The 25,686-nt window shown below is 43.1% G+C and carries 31 protein-coding genes and 1 riboswitch; of the genes, 8 read left to right on the forward strand and 23 right to left on the reverse strand.

Translation table 11 applies throughout. The features are described from left to right. Positions 1-70: 70 nt before the first annotated feature. The 8 genes from MKY50_RS11105 to MKY50_RS11140 form a co-directional block, all read right to left on the reverse strand. Positions 71-604, reverse strand: coding sequence for a phosphatidylglycerophosphatase A family protein (locus MKY50_RS11105; protein WP_087961595.1), 534 nt, complete (start codon positions 602-604; stop codon positions 71-73). Positions 605-621: 17 nt separating this feature from the next. Further along, the gene (locus MKY50_RS11110) at positions 622-1,233 is read right to left on the reverse strand and encodes a YpjP family protein (RefSeq protein ID WP_009967559.1); all 612 of its coding nucleotides are present in this window, start codon (positions 1,231-1,233) and stop codon (positions 622-624) included. Between the two features lie 259 nt (positions 1,234-1,492). Then, positions 1,493-2,266, reverse strand: coding sequence for a class I SAM-dependent methyltransferase (locus MKY50_RS11115; RefSeq protein ID WP_341116676.1), 774 nt, complete (start codon positions 2,264-2,266; stop codon positions 1,493-1,495). Between the two features lie 41 nt (positions 2,267-2,307). Next, positions 2,308-2,742, reverse strand: coding sequence for a bacilliredoxin BrxA (brxA, locus tag MKY50_RS11120; protein ID WP_003230794.1), 435 nt, complete (start codon positions 2,740-2,742; stop codon positions 2,308-2,310). 106 nt (positions 2,743-2,848) lie between these two features. Then, positions 2,849-4,525: a dihydroxy-acid dehydratase gene (gene ilvD / locus MKY50_RS11125; RefSeq protein WP_009967560.1), complete on the reverse strand. Its 1,677-nt coding sequence runs from the start codon at positions 4,523-4,525 to the stop codon at positions 2,849-2,851. A 288-nt stretch (positions 4,526-4,813) separates the two neighbouring features. Continuing rightward, positions 4,814-5,947 (reverse strand): conserved virulence factor C family protein, encoded by a 1,134-nt coding sequence (locus tag MKY50_RS11130; protein ID WP_032722021.1) that lies wholly within the window; start codon positions 5,945-5,947, stop codon positions 4,814-4,816. A 59-nt stretch (positions 5,948-6,006) separates the two neighbouring features. Further along, positions 6,007-6,624 carry an Mn(2+)-dependent (deoxy)ribonucleoside pyrophosphohydrolase gene (gene hdhQ / locus MKY50_RS11135; protein WP_341116677.1) on the reverse strand — a complete coding sequence of 206 codons (618 nt, stop codon included), beginning with the start codon at positions 6,622-6,624 and terminating at the stop codon, positions 6,007-6,009. 15 nt (positions 6,625-6,639) lie between these two features. Next, positions 6,640-7,122 (reverse strand): glutathione peroxidase, encoded by a 483-nt coding sequence (locus MKY50_RS11140; protein ID WP_212060670.1) that lies wholly within the window; start codon positions 7,120-7,122, stop codon positions 6,640-6,642. A 342-nt stretch (positions 7,123-7,464) separates the two neighbouring features. Here MKY50_RS11140 and metA point away from each other — a divergent pair, with 342 nt between their 5' ends. The 4 genes from metA (at position 7,465) to cspD (ending at position 10,192) form a co-directional block, all read left to right on the forward strand. Next, complete coding sequence (metA, locus tag MKY50_RS11145; RefSeq protein ID WP_004398721.1) at positions 7,465-8,370, forward strand: homoserine O-acetyltransferase MetA; 906 nt, start codon at positions 7,465-7,467, stop codon at positions 8,368-8,370. Between the two features lie 230 nt (positions 8,371-8,600). After that, on the forward strand, positions 8,601-9,749 hold the full coding sequence (locus MKY50_RS11150) for a diglucosyl diacylglycerol synthase (protein WP_003246153.1): 1,149 nt from the start codon (positions 8,601-8,603) through the stop codon (positions 9,747-9,749). Positions 9,750-9,829: 80 nt separating this feature from the next. Next, positions 9,830-9,961 carry a hypothetical protein gene (locus MKY50_RS11155; protein ID WP_339187120.1) on the forward strand — a complete coding sequence of 44 codons (132 nt, stop codon included), beginning with the start codon at positions 9,830-9,832 and terminating at the stop codon, positions 9,959-9,961. A 30-nt stretch (positions 9,962-9,991) separates the two neighbouring features. Next, positions 9,992-10,192, forward strand: coding sequence for a cold-shock protein CspD (gene cspD / locus MKY50_RS11160; protein WP_003230776.1), 201 nt, complete (start codon positions 9,992-9,994; stop codon positions 10,190-10,192). Between the two features lie 51 nt (positions 10,193-10,243). Here the strand turns inward: cspD and degR are convergent, their stop codons facing one another. Then, entirely contained in the window at positions 10,244-10,426 is a 183-nt protein-coding gene (gene degR / locus MKY50_RS11165; RefSeq protein ID WP_003230774.1) for a transcriptional regulator DegR, read from the reverse strand. Positions 10,427-10,581: 155 nt separating this feature from the next. Between degR and MKY50_RS11170 the strand changes: the two genes are divergently transcribed. Continuing rightward, positions 10,582-10,851: a DUF2564 family protein gene (locus MKY50_RS11170; RefSeq protein WP_004398863.1), complete on the forward strand. Its 270-nt coding sequence runs from the start codon at positions 10,582-10,584 to the stop codon at positions 10,849-10,851. A gap of 27 nt (positions 10,852-10,878) precedes the next feature. Here the strand turns inward: MKY50_RS11170 and MKY50_RS11175 are convergent, their stop codons facing one another. Further along, a complete protein-coding gene (locus MKY50_RS11175; RefSeq protein WP_004399003.1) occupies positions 10,879-11,061 on the reverse strand; it encodes a zinc-finger domain-containing protein in 183 nt (60 codons plus the stop codon). Then, the gene (locus MKY50_RS11180) at positions 11,054-11,734 is read right to left on the reverse strand and encodes a ribonuclease H family protein (protein ID WP_003230769.1); all 681 of its coding nucleotides are present in this window, start codon (positions 11,732-11,734) and stop codon (positions 11,054-11,056) included. The genes MKY50_RS11175 and MKY50_RS11180 overlap by 8 nt, the downstream gene beginning before the upstream one ends. An 82-nt stretch (positions 11,735-11,816) precedes the next feature. Between MKY50_RS11180 and MKY50_RS11185 the strand changes: the two genes are divergently transcribed. Genes MKY50_RS11185 through sspL form a run of 3 tightly spaced genes read left to right on the forward strand, consistent with a single transcriptional unit; the run spans position 11,817 to position 13,074 of the window. Then, positions 11,817-12,506 (forward strand): queuosine precursor transporter, encoded by a 690-nt coding sequence (locus MKY50_RS11185; RefSeq protein WP_144530220.1) that lies wholly within the window; start codon positions 11,817-11,819, stop codon positions 12,504-12,506. Next, on the forward strand, positions 12,506-12,904 hold the full coding sequence (locus MKY50_RS11190; protein ID WP_336154343.1) for a reverse transcriptase-like protein: 399 nt from the start codon (positions 12,506-12,508) through the stop codon (positions 12,902-12,904). Before MKY50_RS11185 ends, MKY50_RS11190 begins: the two co-directional genes overlap by 1 nt. A gap of 41 nt (positions 12,905-12,945) precedes the next feature. Further along, positions 12,946-13,074, forward strand: a complete 129-nt coding sequence (gene sspL / locus MKY50_RS11195) for a small, acid-soluble spore protein L (RefSeq protein ID WP_033884785.1) — start codon at positions 12,946-12,948, stop codon at positions 13,072-13,074. Between the two features lie 7 nt (positions 13,075-13,081). Here sspL and exnP read toward each other — a convergent pair whose 3' ends face one another. From exnP to eda, 12 genes are all read right to left on the reverse strand, one after another. Further along, positions 13,082-13,972 carry a 5'-3' exonuclease ExnP gene (exnP, locus tag MKY50_RS11200; RefSeq protein ID WP_003230763.1) on the reverse strand — a complete coding sequence of 297 codons (891 nt, stop codon included), beginning with the start codon at positions 13,970-13,972 and terminating at the stop codon, positions 13,082-13,084. Between the two features lie 100 nt (positions 13,973-14,072). Then, positions 14,073-14,219: a hypothetical protein gene (locus MKY50_RS11205; protein ID WP_003230761.1), complete on the reverse strand. Its 147-nt coding sequence runs from the start codon at positions 14,217-14,219 to the stop codon at positions 14,073-14,075. Positions 14,220-14,293: 74 nt separating this feature from the next. Further along, positions 14,294-14,551, reverse strand: coding sequence for a YpbS family protein (locus MKY50_RS11210; RefSeq protein ID WP_003230757.1), 258 nt, complete (start codon positions 14,549-14,551; stop codon positions 14,294-14,296). A 64-nt stretch (positions 14,552-14,615) separates the two neighbouring features. Further along, a complete protein-coding gene (dynA, locus tag MKY50_RS11215) occupies positions 14,616-18,197 on the reverse strand; it encodes a dynamin GTPase (RefSeq protein ID WP_341116683.1) in 3,582 nt (1,193 codons plus the stop codon). Between the two features lie 175 nt (positions 18,198-18,372). Continuing rightward, on the reverse strand, positions 18,373-18,462 hold the full coding sequence (fbpC, locus tag MKY50_RS11220; RefSeq protein ID WP_100069434.1) for a Fur-regulated basic protein FbpC: 90 nt from the start codon (positions 18,460-18,462) through the stop codon (positions 18,373-18,375). Positions 18,463-18,532: 70 nt separating this feature from the next. Beyond that, entirely contained in the window at positions 18,533-19,039 is a 507-nt protein-coding gene (gene bpsB / locus MKY50_RS11225) for an alkylpyrone methyltransferase (protein WP_004398552.1), read from the reverse strand. A 3-nt stretch (positions 19,040-19,042) separates the two neighbouring features. Continuing rightward, positions 19,043-20,140, reverse strand: a complete 1,098-nt coding sequence (bpsA, locus tag MKY50_RS11230; protein ID WP_003230750.1) for a type III polyketide synthase BpsA — start codon at positions 20,138-20,140, stop codon at positions 19,043-19,045. A gap of 73 nt (positions 20,141-20,213) precedes the next feature. Next, complete coding sequence (gene pbuX / locus MKY50_RS11235) at positions 20,214-21,530, reverse strand: xanthine permease PbuX (protein WP_003230748.1); 1,317 nt, start codon at positions 21,528-21,530, stop codon at positions 20,214-20,216. Next, positions 21,527-22,111 (reverse strand): xanthine phosphoribosyltransferase, encoded by a 585-nt coding sequence (gene xpt / locus MKY50_RS11240; RefSeq protein WP_003230744.1) that lies wholly within the window; start codon positions 22,109-22,111, stop codon positions 21,527-21,529. Before xpt ends, pbuX begins: the two co-directional genes overlap by 4 nt. Before the next feature lie 89 nt (positions 22,112-22,200). Further along, a riboswitch (purine riboswitch) is annotated at positions 22,201-22,300 on the reverse strand. 141 nt (positions 22,301-22,441) lie between these two features. After that, on the reverse strand, positions 22,442-23,947 hold the full coding sequence (gene ypwA / locus MKY50_RS11245) for a carboxypeptidase (RefSeq protein WP_041336383.1): 1,506 nt from the start codon (positions 23,945-23,947) through the stop codon (positions 22,442-22,444). Positions 23,948-24,058: 111 nt separating this feature from the next. Then, the gene (gene kdgT / locus MKY50_RS11250; protein WP_003230734.1) at positions 24,059-25,051 is read right to left on the reverse strand and encodes a 2-keto-3-deoxygluconate transporter; all 993 of its coding nucleotides are present in this window, start codon (positions 25,049-25,051) and stop codon (positions 24,059-24,061) included. Positions 25,052-25,095: 44 nt separating this feature from the next. Next, positions 25,096-25,686 carry a bifunctional 4-hydroxy-2-oxoglutarate aldolase/2-dehydro-3-deoxy-phosphogluconate aldolase gene (eda, locus tag MKY50_RS11255; protein ID WP_003230732.1) on the reverse strand — a complete coding sequence of 197 codons (591 nt, stop codon included), beginning with the start codon at positions 25,684-25,686 and terminating at the stop codon, positions 25,096-25,098.

Genomic DNA, 25,686 nt, shown 5'->3' on the forward strand with positions numbered 1-25,686 from the left:
TTAAAAGTAGTCTTCTAGTAGTGTAACACAATAAAAAATCATTTCTGAACCCAGAAATGATTTTTTATAGTCAGCTGACAACAGGCTTTTCATCCTGTTCTTTTTCTTCATCTTGCAGATCCTGATGCGTATGTGCAATTCTGCTCGCCGCTGCTGCAGCAAGAGCTGCCACAATATCATCCAAAAAGGTGTGAATACCGTCTGGACTTTCATCAAGTTCCTTAATAATTCCAATCTTCTCTTTATCCAAATAACCGAAATTGGTCAAACCGATCGACCCGTACACATTAACGATTGAAAGCGGGATAATTTCATCTATGCCGTAAAGCGGTTCATCTGTTTCAACAAGGTGCTGCAGCGGCTCGGGGAGAAGCTTCTGTTCTGCAAGCTGATCGAGTGCAAGGCCTGTCAAAACAGCATGAATAATTTCACGTTTGTTCAGGACTCTTTCTACATTCTCCATGCAAACACTGAGTGGCAGATTTGGATTGTATTTTTCCTGAAGTTTTTGAACAATCCGTGCAATATCTTCTATCATAACGCCCCGTTTGTTCAGCATATCCTTTGTTATATCGACCATTTCATTCATTGTGTACTTTTTCATGTCTAATGGCATCTCCTTTAGGCACTCATCCAGTTGGGAGGCGTGTTGCGGTCCCAATAAATGCTCCCAAGCTCATGATGTGATTGAAATCCATCTTCTGCTGTATGATAATGAAAATTAAACCAGTAGCCGTCATGAGGCGGGTGGTCTCTTCGCACATGGAATCTGAGAAGATCTTCTCCAGTTGTCCGATTGTAAACGTTGAAAATTTTTTCCGTTTTGCCCGCTGAAGGCATGCTTGAGATCACAACATCTTGGTACGCCTCATCATCTTGCAATGTCGCTAAATAATCACTAATCACATTTTCGATTTTTGGCAGGATCTCTTTCCGATAGTCATCCTCAATGACAGGAGCGATTCTGCTGCCGAATTTTAAAAAGGACTGATCCTCAGCGCTGTCAAGGAGCTGTTCCTTGTACGATTGAAAAAGCAGTTCAGGATCTCGCCTGTCATCCGACTCATCATCGTACAGGTCATGCTCATCATAAAAAGCGGTGTAATCATTCTGCTCAAGACTGCTCGGCTGTCCGGAAGGCTTGTCCGCCATAAGGGCAGCCGGAGGAGATACGAGCCCGAACGTTACAATGGTAAATAAAACCACAAGGGTCTTTCTCATCCACAATTTCATGACTGCTTATCCCTCTCTATTTTATTGTCATGTTTCTCTTATTTTAGCACATCCAAAACATGCAAGTCATGTACTATATGAAACTGATATGCAAATTAGGAGATTCGTTGCTATGCACTTTGTGTAAAAACGCTTACAATATTTCATGAAAGGAGGCTTTCCGCATGATTGACGCTCTGTTTGCCACAGTTTCACTCTTAACATTATTATACTTTGTCGTCATGGAGGTCACCGATTAACAGAAAGCCCGTGATATGAATCACGGGCTTGTTTGAATGACGCCATAATGGAACAGTGCTGTTTTTCTTTTCATGACGCTAAAACCAAACTGTTCAAACCGCGGGCTTTTCCAGTGGTCTTTTAGCACAACGCTTTTTCTGGCGACTCGTACCGCTTCATTGATACATCCTTCGTGCAAAACTGAATCCTCTGCCAAATCACGTAAAGGCGCGATGCCGTCAGAGGTTTCTACAGGTTCATGAAACATTGGATCGAAATAAACCACATCAACAGAGTTGTCAGGAAGCTGCTTGATGTGTTCAAAGCAATCACCATTCTTCACCTGGATTCTTCTCATCGCAGCTTGAAGCTCTTCTATACCCGTTTCCCATGAATGCAGCCCCGTCCTCACTAAAACAGACACAAGATGGTTTTTTTCAATCCCAACAACAGAACCCGTTTCGCCTACTGCCATACTTGCGATAATGGCATCTGACCCCAGCCCGAGTGTGCAATCTAAAAACGTATCCCCTTCAGATAAGCCGGCAGCCCGAAGCATAGGCTCTTTCTCCCCCTGTAAGAAGCGTTTGGCTCTGAACATCGCTGTATTCGGATGAAAAAAGAATTTGGCACCTTGTTTCGTATACAGCTCAAACCGCTCTTTGCCGACCACAAGCAAATCACGTTCAGCTGACCTCAGCAGGTGTTCAACCGTTTGTTTATTCCGGCCGCAGTATGGCATATTTAGCTCTTTAGAAAGCTGCTTTGCAGTTTTTATGGTGTGTTCAGACGGTCTATAGCTTGTTGTTATCATCTTCTGTACTCCCAAAAAGAAAATGCCCGGAGAACGGGCATTTAGCAGTGCGCATCGAAGGCAGCAGTCAGATTTTTCATGATTTCTTCCATATCGTGTCCTTCAATTTCATGACGCGGAATAAAATGTACGACTTCTTTGCCTTTCAAAAGAGCCATTGATGGTGAAGAAGGCTCCTGGCCAGTAAAATACTCACGCATTTTCGCAGTAGCTTCTTTATCTTGGCCCGCAAATACAGTCACCGTATTGTCAGGTGTTTTGTCATTCTGGAGGACTGCCTGTGTAGCCGCAGGACGCGCAAGGCCTGCCGCGCAGCCGCATACAGAGTTAACGACTACAAGAGTTGTGCCCTCTGCCTTTTCCATAAAGTTTTCTACTTCTTCAGCTGTTGTTAACTCTTCAAAACCTGCTCCAGTCAGCTCGCGGCGCATCGGTACGACAAGCTGGCGCATGTATTCTTCATAAGCCATTGACATAAAAAAAGCCCCCTCTAGTATCCTTCATCTGAAGTAAAGGATACTATAGAGAGGGCCGGATTTCAAATGTTCACACCTTAAAATAAAAGAAAGTGTCCCCAGCTATCTAGATTTTCATAATACCGCCGGTGTTGGCACTTGTCACAAGTTTAGAATAACGTGCCAGGTAGCCGGTTTTCACTTTCGGTTCAAAACCTTTCCAGTTCGCTTTTCGTTTTTCCCACTCTTCTTCTGGCACTTGTACATCCAAGATGCGTTTTTCAATATCAACGATAATATGGTCTCCGTTTTCAACAAAGGCAAGCGGCCCGCCCTCAGCTGCCTCAGGTGATACGTGGCCGATTGAGAGGCCACGGGAGGCTCCGGAAAAACGTCCGTCCGTAATCAATGCCACTTTTGGTCCGAGTCCCATTCCAACGATTTGGGATGTTGGCGCCAGCATTTCCGGCATGCCAGGTCCGCCTTTTGGCCCTTCGTATCTGATGATGACAACGTCGCCTTCTTTTACTTTTCGGTTGATAATGCCGTCAAGCGCCTCGTCCTGAGAATCGAATACGACAGCCGGCCCTTCGTGTCTTGTAATCCCATTCTGTACGCCGCCTGTTTTAATGATAGCGCCGTCCGGAGCTAGATTACCGAATAAAACAGCAAGGCCTCCCTTTTCAGTGAATGGTTGATCCAGCGGGTGAATGACGTCATAATCCTTTACTTCATGTCCGGCAATGGTTTCTCCAAGAGTTTTTCCTGTAACAGTCAGCGCGTCTAAATGAAGCGCTCCTTCTTTCTTGGAAAGCTCATTCAGAGCCGCTGACACGCCGCCCGCTTCATGAAGATCTTCAATAAACACATCCGATGCAGGCGCCAGCTTGGCCAAGTGCGGCACGCGCTCAGCGACTTCGTTAATGCGTTCTAAAGAGTATTCAACGCCGGCTTCGTTTGCAAGGGCAAGGGTATGAAGAACGGTATTTGTAGAACCTCCGAGCGCCATATCGAGTGCAAACGCGTTATCAATCGCTTTTACTGTAACGATATCACGCGGTTTGATATCTTTGCGAATCGTTTCCATTAATTGCGCAGCCGATTTTCTCACAAACTCTTTGCGTTCCGGAGATGTCGCCAGAATGGTTCCATTACCCGGCAAAGCAAGACCAAGTGCTTCTGACAGACAGTTCATTGAGTTCGCCGTAAACATGCCTGAGCAAGACCCGCACGTTGGGCATCCGAACTGCTCTAGTTCTTGAAGCTCGTTTTCGTTGATTTTCCCTGCTTGGTAAGCGCCTACCCCTTCGAATACTGAGGAAAGGGAGATTTTTCGCCCGTCACTTGTTCTTCCTGCCGCCATCGGTCCGCCGCTGACAAAAATCGTCGGAATGTTGATGCGCATTGCCGCCATAAGCATTCCCGGTGTGATTTTGTCGCAGTTCGGAATACAGACCATTCCGTCAAACCAGTGTGCGGATACAACCGTTTCCACAGAGTCTGCGATAATTTCACGGCTTGGCAGCGAATATCTCATACCGATATGCCCCATTGCGATGCCATCATCTACCCCAATGGTATTAAATTCAAACGGAACGCCCCCTGCTTCTCTGATTGCTTCTTTTACGATTTTCCCAAACTCCTGCAAGTGAACATGACCGGGAACGATATCAATGTATGAATTACACACCGCAATAAACGGCTTGCCGAAATCCTCTTCTTTTACCCCTGCTGCACGAAGCAAACTGCGGTGCGGAGCTCTATCGATTCCTTGTGTGATCATATTACTGCGTAATTCTGCCATGGTGATCCTCCTAAATTCTTTCAATTGTTTGATTGGATTTTATTTTGACAATTTTCAGTTTATTTATGGGCTGTTTTTGCAAATAAGATAAATACAGGCCGCCCTCACCTTGTTTTGTTCTTTCGTGTTTTTATATTTATATAGCTTTCTTTCGATTTGAACCCTCCAACTATTAATATTGTTACTTACTATAAATAGTTTTCAGATATTTTTCAACAATATTCGAAATAATTTTTATAAAAAGTGAATTCACATAAAAAAGGTGCATGATCTGCACCTTTTTTATTTCTATTCGCCTTTTTTTCTGCTTTCCGTCATTTGTTTCCAAACAGAACCTTTTGCTTCTTCTCCATGCTCAATACGTTCAAGCGCCATTTTGACTTGAAGGCTGACCTCAAATTCAGGGTCATCTTCGGCAGCGCGCAAAGCTTCAATTGCACTTTCATCGCCGACTTCGTACAGGAACATGGCCGCACGCCAGCGAACAAGCTTGCTGGAGTCGCTTAACGACTTGATCATAGCGGGAATGGCTTGAGGATCGCCGATATCAGACAGGCAGTCTCCGGCCGTTCTTCTGACTGATACAGCTTTGTCCTCAAGTGCTTTATACAATAGAGGAAGAACATCAGGTGTTTCAATCATCCCTAAGTACACAACAGCCTGTCTTCTGATGGACACCTTTGGATCATCCAATGCCTTCTGTAAAACCGGGATATCCTCTTCTTTCGGATCCATCTGTTCCAAGTGTGCATAACGCTTTTTCCAGTCCTCATCATCTAGCATGTCAAGCGTTACTTTATACGCTTTGCGCTGTACAGCTTGTTTTGCTTCGCCCTTTCCTTGAGCGGCTGCTTCAGTCAGTCGTTTCAGCCGTTCATCACTGTATGCCGCCTGAAGCTCTTCTGTCACATCATGGCCGATTTCATCAAAGTCACCGAATCTGACACCTTGTTCTTTCCAAGCCCGCTCAAACACAACATTGGAAGCTTCAGATCTAAGTTTTAAGATCGCCTGCTGAAAGCGTTCAGGTAAGCCGAAGCGTTCTTCCCGCTCTCCATCGGTTAATTTAACTTGCATAGGAATGCCGCTGAACATCTGCACAAAAACTTTTACCTCTCCAAAAGATTCTTGATCAGAACGATTTTCTTCTCCGCTTTCAGCACTTTCCATCCCAAATGCAGTGCGGACTTGCGGTAATATGTCTTTCCAGTCGTATCTTGCATTCCGTTCAACAGCAAGAAAATCTGCGACGTGATATACCCCTTTAACTCCATCTATTTTAAGGATTTCCGCTATAACAGGCGGTGCGCCTTCTGCTTGCTCAGGTTTATAGTTATTGCTTTTGCCCGCCGGAAGCTCTTCCGTTAAGATGACTTTCATTGTATTCGGGCTTGGTGTAGGTTCAATTGATTTTATCTTCATGATCGTCCTCCTATAGCATATCTGTGACTTATTCTATCATAGTCGCTCCAAGCCTTCTATTACGACGTTTCGGCATCAATCCCGGGTATGTCTTTTTCTAATTGGCGGACAAATTGAAGCATAAAATTGTGTCTTTCTTCTGCCAGTTCCCGTGCAGTGTCTGTATTCATCATATCTTTCAGCCGCAGCAGCTTATAAAAAAAATGAGCGTAGGCGCTTTGATCATCTCCATAAAGGCCATGCCCGTTTGCGCCCGCAAACATGAAAGCTCTCGCAATCCCGACAGCACCAATCGCATCAAGTCTGTCAGCATCCTGTACGGCTTTTCCCTCAATTGAGAGCGGCTCCTTCGCCAGCTTTTCCCTGTCTCGAAAGGACATCCTTGTTATAATATGAATCACCCTGTCAGCATTCTCTTTTCCTACTCCGAAAAAAACGAGCTGATCATATACTTCGCTCACAGAAAGCCTGACCGTGTCAGGCAGCTTCACATCAATTAAATCATGAACCAAAGCCGCCGTTTCAACAATGAACAAATCCGCTTTTTCCTTTTCTCCAATATACGCTGCAAGATCTGCTACTCTTGATACATGATGCCAGTCATGTCCAGAGCTTTCGTCAGTCAGGATAGATTGAACCCATGTCCTGATTTGCTCTGCCTGCTTCAATTCCTTCACAAAAACACCCTCTTTTTAGTGCTCTAATAGCTTCACGATATCGTTTTCCAGCTCTTTCGGATTTGTATTTGGTGAATAACGGCCAACGATTTCTCCATTTCTATCCACTATAAATTTCGTGAAATTCCACTTGATCGCCTTAGTTCCCAGCATCCCTTTCGCATGTTCTGTCAAATACACAAACAGCGGGTGGGCGTTTTTCCCGTTTACATCCACTTTTGAAAACATAGGAAATGTAACACCGTAATTTGTTTCACAAAATTCCTGTATGTCAGCCTCTTCACCAGGCTCTTGGTTCATGAATTGATTGCAGGGGAACCCTAAGATCTCCAGCCCCTCCTGCTGATATGTATCATATAATTCCTGCAGCTGCTTCAATTGGGAAGTAAAACCGCACTTACTTGCTGTATTCACGATCATCAGTACCTTTCCCGCGAAAGGCTGAAGTGTCATGTCTTTCCCTGTGATTGTACGTACCTTCATATGATAAATAGACATGTAAGTCCCTCCTATGTCCCTGGTGCTGATTATTTTACCTTTTTTAAATCGCAATTCAAAATGTAAACATCAATTAAGAACTCATAAGAAACCTAACGATATAAGCGTCCGTTCATTATCAATTCATATGGCTCATTTTTTATCTTATCATTCTATAAAACATTACAATTCCCTCTGACATCATGGAAAATCATTTTACTGTGAAACCAAAAGGCGTGTCAGTGCGTTTTATTTAAAGAGTTTTCTGTTGTTTCCCCCTCAACACGTATAGATAGATTGAAAATTGGCGTGAAAATTCCTATAATGAAGAAAATTAAACGGGGAAATAATGGAGGTGGCACGTTGCCTATTAATATACCAACACACCTGCCGGCAAAACAGGTGCTTGAAAGTGAACATATATTTGTAATGGATGAAAGCAGAGCATTTCATCAGGATATCCGGCCGCAAAAAATTATTATATTAAATTTGATGCCGAAAAAAATCCAAACAGAGACTCAGCTTCTCAGATTGCTTGGAAATTCGCCTTTACAGGTTCATTTCACATTTTTAATCCCAAGCACACACACGCCGAAAAATACTGCGAGAGAACACCTTGACGAATTTTACACGACTTTTTCCAATATCCGTCACAAGAGGTTTGACGGCATGATTATCACCGGTGCGCCGATCGAGCATTTGGCGTTTGAAGAGGTTTCATATTGGGAAGAGCTCAAGGAAATCATGGAGTGGAGCAAAACAAATGTCACTTCAACCTTGCATATTTGCTGGGGTGCTCAAGCAGGTTTGTACTACCATTACGGTGTGGAAAAAATTCAAATGCCGAAAAAAATCTTCGGTGTGTTCGAACATACCGTTCTTTCAAAACACGAAAGATTGGTAAGAGGTTTTGACGAGCTATACTACGTGCCGCATTCCCGGCATACAGATATAAATATGGAACAGCTTCAAGCAGTGCCCGAGTTAAACATTCTTACCGCATCAAAGGAAGCCGGGGTTTGCTTAATTGTGTCCAAAGACGAAAAACAAGTCTTTTTGACAGGGCACCCTGAATATGATACAAATACGCTTCTTCAAGAGTATGAAAGAGATTTGGAACGAAACCTTTCTACTGTCGAGGCGCCTAAACATTATTTTGCAAAAGGCAGCAACGAGCCAGTGAATCGCTGGAAAGCGCATGCCACATTATTGTTTATGAATTGGCTGAATTATTACGTTTACCAAGAAACTCCTTATGAATGGGACTAATTTTTCTTTTTTTAGTGATACGCTGAGCAAAAAATATGATAAAATACATCTGATTCAGTCTGCGTATAACAAAAATTTAAAATACTGGAATCCAAATCATTTAAAATTAGCTTAACTTTTTCACTGCATTAATAATTCGATTATGTATTTGTGTTATGTTTATGTATAGACAATAACTCCTTACGATGCATGAAGCTTGCTTGTTGTTGATTACATTGAGGTGAATTTACTTGAATACCAATAAAAGAGTATTAATTTTGACTGCAAATTACGGAAATGGACATGTGCAGGTAGCCAAAACACTTTATGAACAATGTGTACGGCTCGGCTTTCAGCATGTAACAGTTTCTAATTTGTACCAAGAGTCAAATCCGATTGTTTCAGAGGTAACTCAATACCTTTATTTAAAAAGCTTCTCAATCGGGAAACAGTTTTATCGTTTGTTTTATTACGGAGTTGACAAAATCTATAATAAACGTAAATTCAATATTTACTTTAAAATGGGTAATAAAAGATTGGGCGAACTTGTCGATGAACATCAGCCCGATATTATTATTAATACATTTCCGATGATCGTCGTGCCGGAATACAGACGCCGAACTGGAAGAGTCATTCCTACCTTCAACGTTATGACTGATTTTTGTCTTCATAAAATTTGGGTTCACGAAAACGTGGATAAATATTATGTGGCGACAGATTACGTGAAGGAAAAACTGCTGGAGATCGGCACTCATCCAAGCAACGTAAAAATCACAGGAATTCCAATCAGGCCGCAATTTGAAGAATCCATGCCGGTTGGCCCGATATATAAAAAGTACAATCTTTCACCAAACAAAAAAGTGCTTCTGATCATGGCAGGTGCTCACGGTGTATTAAAGAACGTAAAAGAGCTGTGCGAAAACCTTGTCAAGGATGACCAAGTGCAAGTAGTTGTCGTGTGCGGGAAAAATACGGCTTTAAAAGAATCTTTGAGTGCGCTTGAAGCGGAAAATGGTGACAAATTAAAAGTTCTGGGCTATGTGGAGCGTATTGATGAGCTATTTCGGATCACAGATTGCATGATTACCAAGCCCGGCGGCATTACTTTGACAGAAGCCACAGCCATTGGAGTGCCTGTCATTCTGTACAAACCCGTGCCTGGCCAGGAAAAAGAAAATGCAAACTTCTTTGAAGACCGCGGAGCTGCCATCGTTGTGAACCGTCATGAAGAGATTCTCGAATCAGTCACTTCCCTTCTTGCAGATGAAGATACCTTGCATCGCATGAAGAAAAACATTAAGGACCTTCATTTAGCAAACTCCTCTGAAGTGATTTTAGAGGATATCCTGAAGGAATCAGAAATGATGACTGCCAAACAAAAAGCCAAAGTGCTATCGTAATGGCGTACTTGAGAGCATACGAAGATCGTGTGCTCTTTTTATTTATATTCAGCCATTAATAAAAGCGGTTACATTTTTTTATGAAACTTGCCCTTCTTTTGAAAAATAAGCCGTTTCGAAACTTGACGGGTGCTCCCAGATGGTGTATAGTTGAACCATCATTTAACAATGAATCAAAGTTAGATGATAACAAAATTTTTTTTAGCACATGAGTGCTACAGTACTAGGAGGAATTAAGCAATATGCAAAACGGTAAAGTAAAATGGTTCAACAACGAAAAAGGATTCGGCTTCATTGAAGTTGAAGGCGGAGACGATGTATTTGTTCACTTCACAGCTATCGAAGGAGATGGATACAAATCATTAGAAGAAGGACAAGAAGTTTCTTTTGAAATTGTCGAAGGTAATCGTGGACCTCAAGCTTCTAATGTTGTAAAACTCTAAACTCAATACATGATGATGAGATGACAAATAGAGGAGAGGCATTCGCCTCTCCTATTTGATTTTCATCTGGATTTCAATCGCCAAAATGTTTTGTTTACACCTCTGTTCAATCTCTTCAACATACTTTTCCATTGATGGTTTTCCTTTTTTCGCGATATCCGCCAGTTCTTCTAAATCACTGTATATTTCTATAAATGTTTTGTGAAGGATCAACTTCAAGTCTTTATCATCCATAGCTGCGTTCCCCTTCTCTATCAAGATACCTCAAATAGTAAAACGGTCCTATTTATTCTGGTTCAATAGTTATATCGGCTTATTTTTATTTTCTTTTCTATTTTGGTACATAAATTTCAAAAAAACTCTGCAAAATAATGGCGGAGGTGTTTTTTGTGACTTCAGAATTTCATAATGAGGATCAGACTGGCTTTACGGATAAGCGGCAGCTGGAACTAGCGGTGGAAACAGCGCAGAAAACAACAGGAGCTGCGACGAGAGGCCAAAGCAAAACATTAGTTGACTCTGCATACCAAGCCATTGAGGATGCTAGAGAACTGTCACAATCTGAAGAGCTGGCAGCTCTCGATGATCCTGAATTTGTAAAGCAGCAACAGCAGCTGCTAGATGACAGCGAGCATCAGCTGGATGAATTCAAAGAATAAAAACCGCAGCTTCTGCGGTTTTTATTTTTAGTGATTGGTTAAGACATCTCCGTATTGTTTCAACTTTTCACCAACCGTACATTTATTGATACAAAATGAATGCGCATAAGTTTTGCCAAATTCTTTGCGAAACTGCTTCTTAATAAAACAGTCCTTGCAATATTCATCGTGCAGTTCTGTCAGTTCTTTAAAGATCATTTTCTTATCCAATATCGTCATCTCCGTTACGGTCTAATTTCGTGTGGCTTTCTACGAATTGATGGGATAGAATTTTTTTAGCGAGGCCGTCAGCTTCCTGATTGTCTTTTCGTTGTATTGTTTCGTAGGTTGGAGTAAGCTTCAGCGATTCAAGGAGTGCTTCTATTTTGTCCAGCCATTCATTATGAGATGGATCATAACAAGGCCAGCTGCCGTCAAGCTGATTCAGCACAACAAGCGAGTCCCCTTTGATTGTAATTGAATTTCTGCTTGCCCCAAGCTCTCTTACTTCTCTTATTGCTTCATAAAGCGCTGCGTATTCAGCTTCATTATTGGTTTTCAGCCGGAAGCTTTTATTTTTTCTCAAGCGATGCCGGGTTCCTCCCAATGAGTAATAGATGACGATCCCGAGACCGGCCAGTTCGCTCTCTTTATCGAAACTGCCGTCAAAATAAACAGTAATGTCATCAGGCTCTTGAGCAAGCTCCTCTGTCAGCTTTTCCAATTCCTTCAGCGTCCAGCTGCCGCCTTTCTCGTCTTCGAACTCTAGCTCCTTCATGTATGGAAAACGGCCAAGTTCTCTGGCGAACGTACGTGCCTGCTGTGCTGTCAGCCAGTCTTCGCTAAAAAATGAGACGGATCCCGTTCCTTTTGCTTCTATTTTCAAATGCGGTCTGAGCTTCATTACAATCACCTTACCATTCATTAGTTGCCGGGCTTATGCTATAATCAAACCAATCTTACCCCGGAAAGGAAGCTTTTTCATCTTGTTTAATAATTCGTTTTGGATCTTTTTTGCGATCATTCATTTTATCATTGTTCTTTTATTTTATAAAGGATTTGGCAAAATGGGACTGTTTGTTTGGATCGGTTTTGCGACAGTCTGCGCCAACCTCCAAGTCGTCAAAACAGTCGAACTGTTTGGCTTAACAGCGACACTCGGGAATGTGATGTATGGCACAATCTTTTTTGCGACAGATGTGCTGAATGAAAAATACGGACCAGCTGAAGCCAGAAAAGCGGTATGGCTCGGATTCTCAACGCTCCTGACGCTGACTTTTGTCATGCAGGGCGTGCTGCTTTTCGAACCGGCTTCCAGCGACATATCACAAACAGCGCTGGAAACGATCTTCGGATTCCTTCCGCGAGTTGCGTTAGGAAGTCTGCTTGCCTTTATCTTCAGCCAAACGCTGGATGTTTATGTATATTCGGCAATTAGAAGGATATTTCCTTCTGATCGGCTTTTATGGCTCAGAAACGGCGGCAGTACAGCAGTCAGCCAGATGTTTGATACATTCATATTCACTGCAGTCGCCTTTCTCGGCATTTATCCGGCAGGCGTGTGGCTTCATATTTTTATTTCTACATATTTGATTAAGTTTGCGGTATCTTTGATTTCATTGCCTTATGCTTATGCAGCCAAAAAAATGATACCTAAAGATGAAAGGAGTTCATAATGCCTACAGAAATATACGTAGACGGCGCAAGCGCTGGTAATCCCGGACCTTCCGGTATCGGCATTTTTATCAAACATGAGGGAACAGCAGAATCCTTCTCTATTCCAATCGGAGTGCATACAAACCAGGAAGCGGAATTTCTTGCATTAATTGAAGGGATGAAGCTATGTGCAACGCGCGGGTATCAATCAGTTTCCTTTCGAACAGATTCAGATATTGTGGAACGCGCCACTGAGCTTGAAATGGTTAAAAATATAACGTTTCAACCGTTTGTAGAAGAGATCATCCGATTAAAAGCGGCATTCCCTCTTTTTTTCATCAAATGGATACCGGGCAAGCAAAACCAAAAAGCCGATCTTCTGGCAAAAGAAGCGATTCGGCTGAATGAAAAGAATTAAATCTTGATCATTGGTTCATCCTAATGGCGAGGTGAACTAACATGAAAAAGAAAGATAAAGGCCAGCTGACCGGCGGTGTTACTCCGCAAGGCGACCTGGAAGGCAATACACATAATGACCCTAAAACAGAGCTTGAGGAGAGAGCAAAAAAAAGCAATACAAAACGCTAGAGAGGATCTAAACGATCTCTCTAGCGTTCAGCTTTTCAAGCATACGCTCAATTCCTTTAATTTGGTGGCGGCGAAGCATGTCAGCCGCCTGCTCCATTTGCAAAGTAAATAAAGCGTCTTTCAGTGTGCAGGCCAGCGGCACTGAGCAATGGATTTCCGCAAGCTTCCTCGACATCTCCAAATCGCTTAAACCTTGCTGAATTTTTCCCTGCTGTCCTTTTGGAAGAAGAGAAAGATTTTCCAATAAACGGTCAATCGTTTCGTATTCACGAATCAGTTTGTAGGCTGTTTTTTCTCCAATGCCTTTGACTCCGGGATAGTTATCACTGGAATCACCCATAAGCGCTTTAATATCAATCAAAGCCTTCGGCATTACGCCTGTTTCTTCATAAAAAGTCTCTTTTGTATAGACTTTATAATTTCCGATTCCTTTTTGAAGCAAAGCAACGCTTACTTTATCCGTTAACAGCTGAAGTAAATCTCTGTCCCCTGTTACCACCGTAATGTCCGCTTCATTCGCAAATAAATCGGCAAGAGTACCGATACAGTCATCCGCTTCATAGCCGGCAAAGCCAATATTCATGATTCCAAGCTCTGCGGCTGCTTCCTTTGCCAAATCAAACTGCGGAATCAGCTCCACAGGCGGCGCGCTGCGGTTGGCCTTATAATCTTGGAACAAGTCATTTCGGTACGTTTTGCTCCCCATGTCCCAGCAGCAGACGACGTGTGTCGGCTGGAATGTTTCCACAGCTGTAATCAAATGCTTTAAAAAGCCGTTGACGCCGTTCGTCGGCACCCCGCTGTCATTTATCATAAAGTTGCGATGTACGGCCGTGGCAAAAAAGGCCCGGAATAAAAGAGCCATGCCGTCAACCAGCAATAGTTTATTATTATTCATCAAATAACTCCCTTTTCTTTCATTCCTTCTATTTTATCATAAAGCAGCCCAAAAATAAAAAACAGTATCTCTTTAATTAGAGATACTGTTTGAATATTTATCAATCGTTGTGTCTTTTGTTGCTGGCGATCAGCTTTTCAGCTTCGCGTCCTGCGTAAGAGTCAAAATGGGTTTGAAATCCGTTTTTCTTTTTGGCATTGTTATTCGCCTGTGCATTTCTGTTTCCGAGCTTTGTTCTGCCCAACATGAATCCCCCCTTACGTCGGATGCATATAGTATATGCTTCCGGCAGGAGGTTCACTCGCGACAGGATCATCCAGCTTACATGCGGCTTACGTATTCTCTGACCATTTCTTTTGATACAAGCCGTCTTGTCGGGACGATGCCTTTTTTAGCGAGCTGATTCATTTGCTCGGTAATTTCATTAATTGCATCTGTAGTATAAGGCTCATCGTTTCTGCATTTAGCAACAGCTTCTTCAATCGCCAATTCACGCATATTTTCAAGACGCATAAATGCTTTGATATGCTCGTGCTGTTTTGATGAATGTGCTGAAATTGCTTTATGTACCTCTGACATTAATCGTTCATCTCGCTTTTTTCTATTTAGTCTATCATGACTTGAAATACAAGCCAACTGAATTTTACATTTTTATTGTATTGTCTGAATTTTTCCAGGAGATGCACGCCTGATACGCCATTTCAATCTCTTTCGCATGTTCCCCTTCCGCATATCCTCTTAAATATGTCTCTTTTTGATCCGTTATTTGCGCGATTGCTTTTTCACCCATATCTTCCTGTAAGCGTCTGAGGTGAGCAGTGTAATGAGATATCAGGCTTTCTTCTTCATTTTTTATCCATGCCTTTGTGATTTTCGTAAGTTTCATCCGTACAGCTTCGATAAAGGTCGCTTTTCCTTTCTGCTCAAAAAACTGCTTCGGTGATTTGATCTCTTTTAGTTCCTGCTCAAAAGCACGTTCTTCTATTTCCGGTTCAACTTCCTTCAACTGTATGCCGTTCGAATGCTGATCACCCGCATAAACGGAAAAATAACCGTCCTCGTTTAATGTTTTTTGAAAATGATCCAGCCATTCTTCATTGATATGCCGTTCGATGAAACCGCTCATGCGAACATCAAGCGTTTTGATTTCCTGAATATATTCAAATAGATATTCATGTAAGGCTGTTGTCATCGCTTTACTGACGTTCTTTTTCCAATCCCCGTTTTGCAGCCCGGGATGAAATGCCGATTTTAATAAATCATTTGCAAAATATGATAATCGCTGTGCAATGTGATATAGCTGCTCTCTTGTATCTTTTTTTACTTTTTCAATGATGGTTTTTGAGTTCCGCCGTTTCTCGATATCGGCCGCTGTCCGCTCAAATGACAGCATAAGGCACTGTTTCTGCGCTTCCTTCTCTTCTCGGGACTGATGCTGGGATTGGTGAAGCTGAAAAACAGTTTCGCATAGTTTGTCTGCCTCCGAACTGAGCTGCGCTGCTGACGCTTTTTTTACATCCACTTCGATAAACCGGTCTAAGTGTTTTCTTACTTTCGAGAACTGATTATAAAATGACTCCGGTTTTCCCACCAGTTCCTCCTTACTTGATACGGTAAAGAGCTGCGGCTCATAAACCCCTTCTTTTACAAGCTCTGCGCTGACATAATCGGTCACTGTTTCGAGCTCTGTTTTATCTTTTGCAAGGTCTGCAGCATTAATAATAAAAAACATTTTATCCATGCTGAGCGATTCTTTCACAAGTCCAAGCTTTCGCAAAAATGAACGGTCTCCTTTTGAAAAAGAGTGCTGATAATAAGTCATATAAAAAAATGCATCAGCATCTTTGATATATTGGAATGCCAGTTCTGTATGCCGTTTATTCATGCTGCTCGCGCCGGGTGTATCAACGATCGTAATCCCTTTTTCAGTGAGCGGGCATGTATAGTAGACCGTTACCTCTTTCACAGCACAGGCCGTTGTTTCCTCTGCTACATACGGCTTTAATTCAGAGAGCGGAATCGTTAATTTCTTCTGTTCCTGTATATACTGCTGATACTTCTCGTATGCAAGCAGGAAATTGCTGATCAATTTCACGTGTTCTTCCTGCAGCCTGTTTTTTTTGACTGCCTTTTCCCACTTCTCTGTGAAGGAACGGCCTGCCGGCTCCTTTGGTATTCCGGTGAGCTGCAAAATTTCAGCCGTTAAGTCATCCTCTGTCTTAAACACTACATTCGCTGTTTTGTTTAAGTTGCCATTGATTGGCTTTGTGATCTTGTTAATTGTCGCTGTGGTTGGCGTTGGTGAGGATGGCAGCACTCTTTCGCCGACAAGCGCATTGGCAAATGATGATTTCCCCGAGCTAAAGCCTCCAAAAAGAGCGAGTGTAAATTTCCGTTCCTCAAGCCTTTTCACCCTTTCACGAAACGCTGAAGTTTGCTTTAACAACATGCTGCATTCGCCTAAAATGTCAGACAAAGTGTAAAAGCGTTTGATTTGGTCTTGAAGCGGCATTTCTTGTTCCATTTTGATTTCTGATTTCGGCATCGGCTGCGCCGTCAGCTGGCTTCGGCCTTGTTTCTGCTCTGGAGCCGCCACTCTTGTTTTCTTCGATTTAAACCATTCTGTGTCTATATGCATTGGGCATGCGGACTCTTCTTCCCAAATGGCCCACAGGCGATCGGTTTTCTCTCGGGCATTATTCTCTAAACGTGCCTGTTCTTGAAGAAAGACAAGTTTTTCTGATTCTTGGACGAGCCGGTCGTTAATTGTTTGCACATCTTTGGAAACACGCTCTTTCACCATAGCGGAGAGCACCTTTATGATGTCTGCGGCTTCTCTTTTCGCCTCTTTCCGGATGAGCTCTGCCAAGTCTTTTGTATATTGCAATACATATTCAGAGGAAAAGGCTGCACCATGCTTGACCGCGTGTTCAATGATGCTTATATCAAGCGGTGTGCGATAGGCCTGAATCAGCTTTTCACTTTCAGCGGTATAGACATCAAATACCTTGGCGAGTTTATGAAGCGTGTCTATCATATGCCAATCCGCTTCGGCCTCTGTTCGTTTTGCCACATCAGAGAAAAAAGCATTCCGCCTTTTATCTCTTTCCTGTGCAGTTTTCGCTTTAGAAAAGAAAAAGCCGGTTTTAAAGGAAGGCTCTTGTGATTCTAAAAATGCAGCCGCCAATTCACGCATTTCAAAAGGCGTCAGGTTGGCGTTTTTTAAAATACGATTGATTTCTTCCTGCATCCTCTTCTCTGCCTCAGTCATTTGTTTTTCGGCCTCATCCAATTGATCACGCAGCGATTGGACCAGTCCAGTATGGATATTAAGCTGTTCAGCGAAACTCGGAGCGCCTGTTTCGTCTTTCTTCAGCATTTCCGTATGTTCCTTTAGCAGATTACGGACTTTTTGTTCGGTTAAAGCCTGCATATTGCTTTTTGATTGCTGTTCTATTCTGCTTAACTCTTCTCTCAGGGCCCCCATCTGATTGAACGGGTGATCCGGTTCTGTTACTGATGTAAAATAGAGCGCTTCCCTTGAAATCCCTTCATTGCAAAGCATCTCCTCTACCTGCGCTTGATAGTCTCCAAATTTCGTCTCCGTCTCATCATGGCGGTCAATTTGATTGACGATAAAATACACATTCGGAATGCTTTCTTTTATTGATCTGAGAAACTTTACATTTTCCTCAGCGTGCACGTGATTATAGTGAACGACGTAAAACAGCGCATCCGCTTGGTGAAGAATAGAAGCAGCCGATAGAAAATGCGCATCATCTGTTGAATCTATCCCTGGAGTATCAATATACGCAACCCCGGAATCGATCTCAGTATACCTGTCAAAAATTTCGACGCTTTCAATCTGTTCCCCGTCTTTACAATATTGCTGCACCTTGTCTTTCTGGTAAGTCCCTTCCAGCTCAGCACACGCTCCGTCTGTTGTATGAAGCCGAACTCGCTTTTCCCCGTTTCTGATCACAACAAGGTTAGCGCTTGTCGGAATCGGGCTTGTCGGCAAAATATTCTCCATTAACAGGCAGTTCAGCAGTGACGATTTCCCCGCTGAATAATGCCCGGTAAACGCGATATAAACCTCTTCATCAGCCGCTTTTTTCATGACCGCAGCCAGTTTAGCAGCCCTTTGTTCATCTTGATTCTCAATAAATTGCTTATAAAGTTCCCCGGTTTTATGCAAAAGCTCTTTTCTGTTTTGATCTGTCATAAGTCTGAACCCCTTTGTGCCGTTTCAATTGTGAACCTTTTTCGAAAGATCTGAATTCATTCCCTTTTCATTTTACACAAGAATAAACCAAATTTCTTTAGGAGAATAGAAAAAAGCCGCCATTACGGCAGCTTCTATAAAAGAAAATCTGCAACTTTTACAAGTTCCAGATTCATCAAACAGATTTATTAGAGATTCCTTTTAATACAAAACCAATTAATACACTATATGTACAAACCGCTCCAAGCAAAAACAGCATTGTCATTTGCTTCACCATCCTGATTGAGAATCTTTTTCAAATCCATTTTAACATGGTTGAGAATGATTTTCAATCGCTATTTTACGCTGTATTCCTGTAATGCTTTGTCTTCTGCGCGAATTCTGACGCTTAACAACACGGCATTGAAAATGGAAAACAGACACATGGTGACGTATGCTTGATAAAGCAGCGGAATCAGCAAAATTTCGAGGATAACAACGGCATAGTTTGGATGTTTCATCCATTTATATGGACCTTTTTTTACAAGCTCTACACCTGGAACAACAAGGATTTTCGTATTCCAATATGCTCCTAAGGAACAAAGCGCCCAATACCGTACGATCTGTACGCTTAAAATCACTGCAGCGATACCGAGCCACCAGCTGGACGGCTGTTTATTCATCAGCAGCACCTCGGCAATTAAGGACAGGAAAAAAAGGATATGCATCGTAATGATATACGGATAGTGGCTCTCGCCAAATTCAATTGCTCCTTGCTTCTTTACCTTTTGTTCGTTTTGCCTGGCCACTGCCATTTCTGCTGCTCTTTGAACAATGAGAATGGCGATCAACAACCAAAACATGAGTCAGGCCCCCTTTTCCCAGCTGAATAATAGCAACTCTGATGAGAAACCCGGCCCTAATGCGCCAATCAGTCCTCGTTCAGCTTCCTTTTTATGTCCGTTCTGCAGATGGTCTTTGATCACATACAAGATTGTGGCTGAAGACATATTTCCGTGCTTTTGCAAAATGCTTTGCGCAGATGAAAGCTTTTCTGACGACAGCCCGAGACTTTTGATGTATGCATCGATCACTTTTTTTCCGCCTGGATGCGCCAAAAAAACACTGATATCATGGAATGACAGCTTATGTTTGTCCAAAAAAATCTGTACATTTGTTTTGAGCCATTTTTCCACCAAGGTCGGAATGTCTCGTGAGAAAATGACTTTGAATCCTTGATCGGTAAAGTCCCAGCCCATGACATCTTCTGATTGTTTCATCAAAACAGATTGGGCGTCCATTATCTTCGGCGCAAGCTTCAGCTTTGACACCCTGCGGTCCGCCTTCTCTCCGCATAATAAAGCTGCGGCAATGCCGTCACCAAAAAGCGAGGTGCCGATCAGATTGCTTTTTGTTTTATCTTCCGGCTGGAATGTCAGGCTGCACAGCTCGGCAGAAATGACAAGCACAAAAGCCTCAGGATACGCTTTGCAGTATTCGGCTGCACGCGCAAGTCCGCTGGCTCCTCCTGCACAGCCAAGCCCCCAAATCGGAATCCGCTTCGTATATGGAGAAAACGGAAGTTCATTCATAAGCCGCGCCTCGATACTCGGTGTGGAAAGACCTGTACTGGAGACGAAAAAAACAGCTTCCACTTTCTCATAAGGAATGGCTTCTTGAAAAAATTCCGGATGAGAGAGGCACTCACGAACAGCCGCTCTGCTGTGTTTAAGTGTTTCTTCTATGTATATTTGATTTTTTTCTTCAAAGCTGTGCCCCTCTTTATACCATTCAATCGGCTTAACAAACTGTCTCGAATGGATTTGCCCGTTTTTAAAGGAGGATAACAGCCTGTCAATATCCTTAAAAGAATGCTGAAACATATAGCGGGCGAACTCGGCCGCTTTCTCTTGGTTTACATTATACGCAGGAAGACTTGTTCCAATGGATAAAATAAACGCCATGCGATCACCTCTTTGCATACATTGTGCCGCAACAATCTTTTTTATATGCAAAAAAAACTCCGCCGCGGCGGAGTTAGACTGCTGTTTTTTGTTCAGCGAGGTCAGCTTCTTGTTCTATTTTTTTAGCTTTAGAAAAAACGTTATATACAATATTTAAGACGACTGCAGTAAAGCTGCCCGCCACAATGCCATTCGTTGTAAGCAGCGTTAAGGCACTCGGAAGCTGTTTGAAAATATCCGGCACAACGGTCACACCGAGCCCCAATCCCACTGAGCAAGCAACAATCAGCAGATTTTCCTGTTTCGCAAAATCAATGCGGCTGAGCATTTTAATTCCGTAAGCAATCACCATTCCAAACATCGCCACCATTGCACCGCCCAAAACAGCGGATGGAATAATAGTCGTGAAAGCAGCGATCTTTGGAAACAGCCCAAATGCCATTAGGATCACACCTGTGACCACAATGACGGCATTTTTTTTGATCCCTGTGAGCTGAACAAGCCCGACATTTTGAGAGAATGCCGTGTAAGGAAAAGCGTTAAAAATACCGCCCAGAAGCACAGCCAGTCCTTCAGCTCGATAGCCTTTAGACAAATCTATCTCTGTCAAACGGCGGTTTGTCAGGTCACCTAAAGCAAAGTAAACACCAGTTGACTCCACAAGGCTGACAATTGCAACGATGGACATCGTAATGATAGGCGCTGCGTGAAAAGACGGCGCTCCGAAGTAAAATGGCTGAATCATTTGAACAACTGCCGCGTCCGAAACATTATCAAATTGAACTTTTCCCATAAAATATGCGATGAAGGTGCCAATCAAAATACCGATCAAAATCGAGACGGACTTGATAAAGCCTTTTGTAAAACGGTATAGAAGCACAATGATACTCAACACGGTAAAAGCAAGTGCAAGATTGGAGAGATCTCCGAAATCTGCACTTCCTTCTCCGCCGGCCATGTTATTCATGGCAACCGGCATCAGTGTAATACCGATAATCGTAACAACAGAGCCTGTCACGACCGGCGGAAAAAACGATACGAGCTTTCCAAAGAAAAATGAAATAAGAATGACAAGAATGCCTGAAGCGATAATGCTGCCGTAAACTGTTGAAACCCCATATTCAGATCCAATCGCTATCATCGGCGATACAGCTGTAAAGGTACAGCCAAGCACTACCGGAAGCCCGATCCCAAAAAATCGGTTGCTCCACACTTGCAGAAGTGTAGCCACACCGCACATAAAAATATCAATCGATACTAAGTAAGTCAGCTGCTCGACAGTCAGTCCCATTGCTTTTCCGACAATCAGAGGAACGACAATGGCGCCGGCATACATGGCAAGAACATGCTGAATCCCTAAAGACAGCGTTTTGCCGAATCCATTTCTCATGAATGAACCTCCTGTACGAAGGACACTTTTCCTTCTTCTAAAGACTGAATTCTTGCCAAAGATTCCACTCGGTAGCCCAGTTTTACAAGTTCATCTCTTCCCGGCTGAAATGACTTTTCAATAACAATGCCGATTCCCGCAATAGAAGCTCCCGCTTGCTTCACAATCGACACAAGCCCGTGCGCTGCCTGTCCATTTGCCAAAAAATCATCGATAATCAGCACATGATCCTGATCCGACAGGTGGGTCCCAGACACTGCGATTTGGCTTTCTGTTTGCTTCGTAAAGGAATAAACAGACGCTGTCAGCAAGTTGTCGGTGAGTGTTAACGATTTATGCTTTCTCGCGAAGACAACTGGCACACCCAGCTTCAAGCCCGTCATTACAGCGGGAGCGATACCTGATGATTCGATTGTCACAATTTTGGTAATACCGTCTTTTGCAAACCTAGACGCAAATTCATCACCAATTCTCTGCATAAGCAGCGGATCAATTTGGTGATTCAAAAAAGAATCCACTTTCAATACCTGATCAGATAATACGACGCCTTCTTCCTCTATTTTCCGTTTCAGTGCTTCCATCCTGTCTACCTCCGTTATGAGAATAAAAAAAGCATTGCCCGCTCAAATAAAGAGCAAGCAATGCTGATATCACAAAAAACCGTACACGTGCGGTTCCATTGCTCACCCATAGTCGGACATTTACGGTGCCCGGTAGAAACTTGCGTGCCATATCCACGCGATTATATGAGTGTTCCTATTATATTGTAATAAATTATATCAAGATTCTAATCTCTTGCATAGGCTGAAAATAAAAATTCCCGAACTTTAATTTTGTTTTTTTAGATATCATTCGTATTTCAAGGGGATTCGATATAAAAGAGCCTGACGACCGCGCCGCCAGGCTTTTGATTATGACAGATAGAGATTTGAATATTTGTTTGATAAATAATCAATTAAATAGCGAACATTCAGCTCTTCTCCTGTTGCATCTTTAATAATGTCTAACGGCTTTTTCCGTTTTCCGTGAATGTGCACCTTTTCCGTCAGCCATTGCTTTATCGGATGGAACTCTCCTCTTTCCAAGAGAGCGTCAAATTCAGGGAGATCCTCAAGCATTTTTTGTTTCAGCTGAGCCGCATACATGTAGCCGAGCGCATAGGATGGGAAGTAGCCGAAATCTCCACCTGCCCAATGGACGTCCTGTAAAATCCCCTCTGCGTCGGTCTGCGGTGTAATCCCTAAATAATCCTGGTATTTTTGATTCCAAAGCGACGGCAGATCTTCCACAGACACTTCATTGCTGAAAATCGCTTTTTCAATTTCATAACGGATGATGATATGAAGAGGATACGTCAATTCATCCGCTTCGACCCTGATAAATGAAGGTTTTGATTCATTGATTGCCCGGACAAAATCATCCAGGGAGATGTCCTTGAACTGTACAGGTGATGCCTCTTGAATCTTCTTATAGTACGGAGTCCAAAAATGCTTGTTGCGGCCGATAAAATTCTCGTAAAATAATGATTGCGATTCATGAATTCCCATCGATGCGCCGTCTGACAAGTTCGTGCCACTGAGTGCTTCATCAATATTTTGCTCGTAAATCGCGTGCCCGCACTCATGAATGGTCCCAAAGATCGCCGTCCGGAAATCTTTTTCATCATATCTCGTCGTGACCCGAACGTCTCCCCGATTCAGCGTAGTTGCAAACGGATGAACGGTTTCATCAAGTCTTCCGCCATCAAAATCGTAGCCAAGCTCCTGTAAAAAATACAGACTGAGCTCTTTTTGCTTTTCTTTCGGGAACGCTTTTGTAATAAAGCTTGTATCTGGTTTATTTCCGGAAGCTGTCACCTGTTTAACAAGAGGGATAATCGCTTCCTTCAGCTCAGCAAACAACTGATCAAGCACCTTTACCGTGACGCCGGGCTCAAACAAATCAAGCAATGCATCATAAGGATGCTCTTGATATCCCCAATACGTAATAAAACGTTTATTGAATTCAATCAGCTGTTCTAAATAAGGAGAAAACAAGCTGAAATCAGATTTTCCTTTCGCTTCCTCCCACGCTGTTTCTGCCTTTGAACACAGAATCACGTATTCTTTGTATTCAGCCTCAGGGATTTTCTTATTCTCTTCATACTCTTTTTTCGCCAGTTCCACTGCTTTTTTCGTATCTTCCGACAAGTCATCAAATCGTTCATACAGGACATCGATAAGCTCCTTCATTCGATCTGATGTTTGGATATTGAATATATCTGTTGAAAGCTGGCCGATACTTTCGGCACGATCCTCTGAGCCATTTTTCGGCGCGCCTGTTCTGGAGTCCCAGTGCATTAACGCAACTGCTTCGCTGTAATGTGAGATTCTTTTTAAAAGATCAAAAAATTCTTTTTCATATGTATGTATCTCCATATCCATTCCCTCCCTATTCTAGCCGTTCCATTACAGGCTAATGGAAGGGGGTATGAAAGTCAAATTGTTTGTATAAAAGGCTGCCGGTATGTTTTGTGGCAGCCTTTTTATTCAGTTGATCGTCATTTGATTTTTTGGCGGAGGTGTTCTCCGCTTTTTCTGCTTGATTTTTTTATCTACCCACACTGTTGCCAGCGGGGTTAAGAGCGAGGTGACAATAACGCTTGTCGCGATAATTGCAGTTGCCGACTCAGCAACTGGCGCAAATGAGGCATTCGCTTCCGCTAATGCATATGGCACGGCTACAGCCGCCCCTGCCGTAGAAGAAGCGGCCACTCCCGCGACACCATCTCCCCGCGCAATAAAACGATCAAGCAAAAACAAAGAACTGCCCGATAAAATGACGACAGAAACTCCGATAAAAATGCCGAGCAGCCCTGATTGGATCAGCATTCCAAAATTCAAGGTATTGCCGAGCGAAAAGGCGAAAAATGGAATGATCGCCGGCACAACCTTGCTGAATAAGTCTCTGAGATCATGATCCAGATTTCCAAGTATACATCCAAGTAAAAACGGGATGACTGTCGCTGCCAGCGTTTCCCATGGGAATGCGGCAAGTCCCGTCACACCAAACGTCACCATGGTCATAAAAGGACCAGATTCTGTACTGATAAAGGCGAAAGCGCCCGCATCCTCTTTTCTTCCCATGTGATTCATGAGCGCCAAATACAGTCCGCCGTTCGTTTCATTCATTACCGCGACAATTGCTAAAACAGAAAGGCCTGCAAAAAAGCCGGATTGTATGCCATCGTCAGGTATAAATTGCGCTGCGATCACGCCGAGCAGCGCCGCAAATCCGATCTTCCCCAATAATAACGTGATTCCTTTTCTTGCGATATAGCCTGAAGAACGAAAATCAATCGTTGCTCCTACGCAAAAGATAAAAACACCCAGTATCGGCAGCGTTCCGGTAATCAAAGCACCCGTAAACCCTCCAAAGAACTCCGCTGTTCCAGGCGCAAACGTGTTGAGCGCCGCTCCAAGAAATAGCGGAATAATCATCATTCCGCCAGGTACCCGTTCAATTGTCGCCTTGATTTTCATATTGTGGATTCTCCCATCCTCCGGTTATGAAAAAACAATTCCACTTACACTTGGAAAACAGCCTGCAAATCCTCTTTTGAACAGCTGCCCAACTGGCTGCCGACTCCGACGGCGCCAGCTCCGGCTCTAAGCCAATCAGGCACTTCAGACGGATGTATCCCGCCTGTCGGAATAAAGGTCACCTGCGGGAAAGGACCCGCTAAATTTTTCATAAACGGAATGCCAAACACACCGCTTGGGAACAGCTTTAATGTCGTAAAACCGAATGTCAGCGCTTCCATAATTTCGCTCGGAGTCAAGACGCCGGGGATATAATGTGTCTTTACAAAAGATAGATGTTCAGCAAGATCAGCTGAAAAACCCGGACTGACAATAAACTGCGCGCCAGCCTTAGCAGCTTCCCCAGCTTGCTGCGCGCTGATGACCGTACCCGCGCCAATTAAAATATCTTCCCTATTACGGAAGGATTCGATAATATCTGATGCCCCGGGGGTCGTATACGTCACTTCAACTGCACGAATCCCTTTATCTAATAAACTCTCAATCTGCTGACAGGCCTCCTGCTTATCCTTTGAACGAATGACTGCAATCAGCTTTGCTTCTTTCAGACGGTTTTCAACGACTTTGGACTCCAT

The organism is Bacillus sp. FSL R7-0685 (assembly GCF_038002425.1).
GTDB classification, from domain to species: domain Bacteria; phylum Bacillota; class Bacilli; order Bacillales; family Bacillaceae; genus Bacillus; species Bacillus subtilis.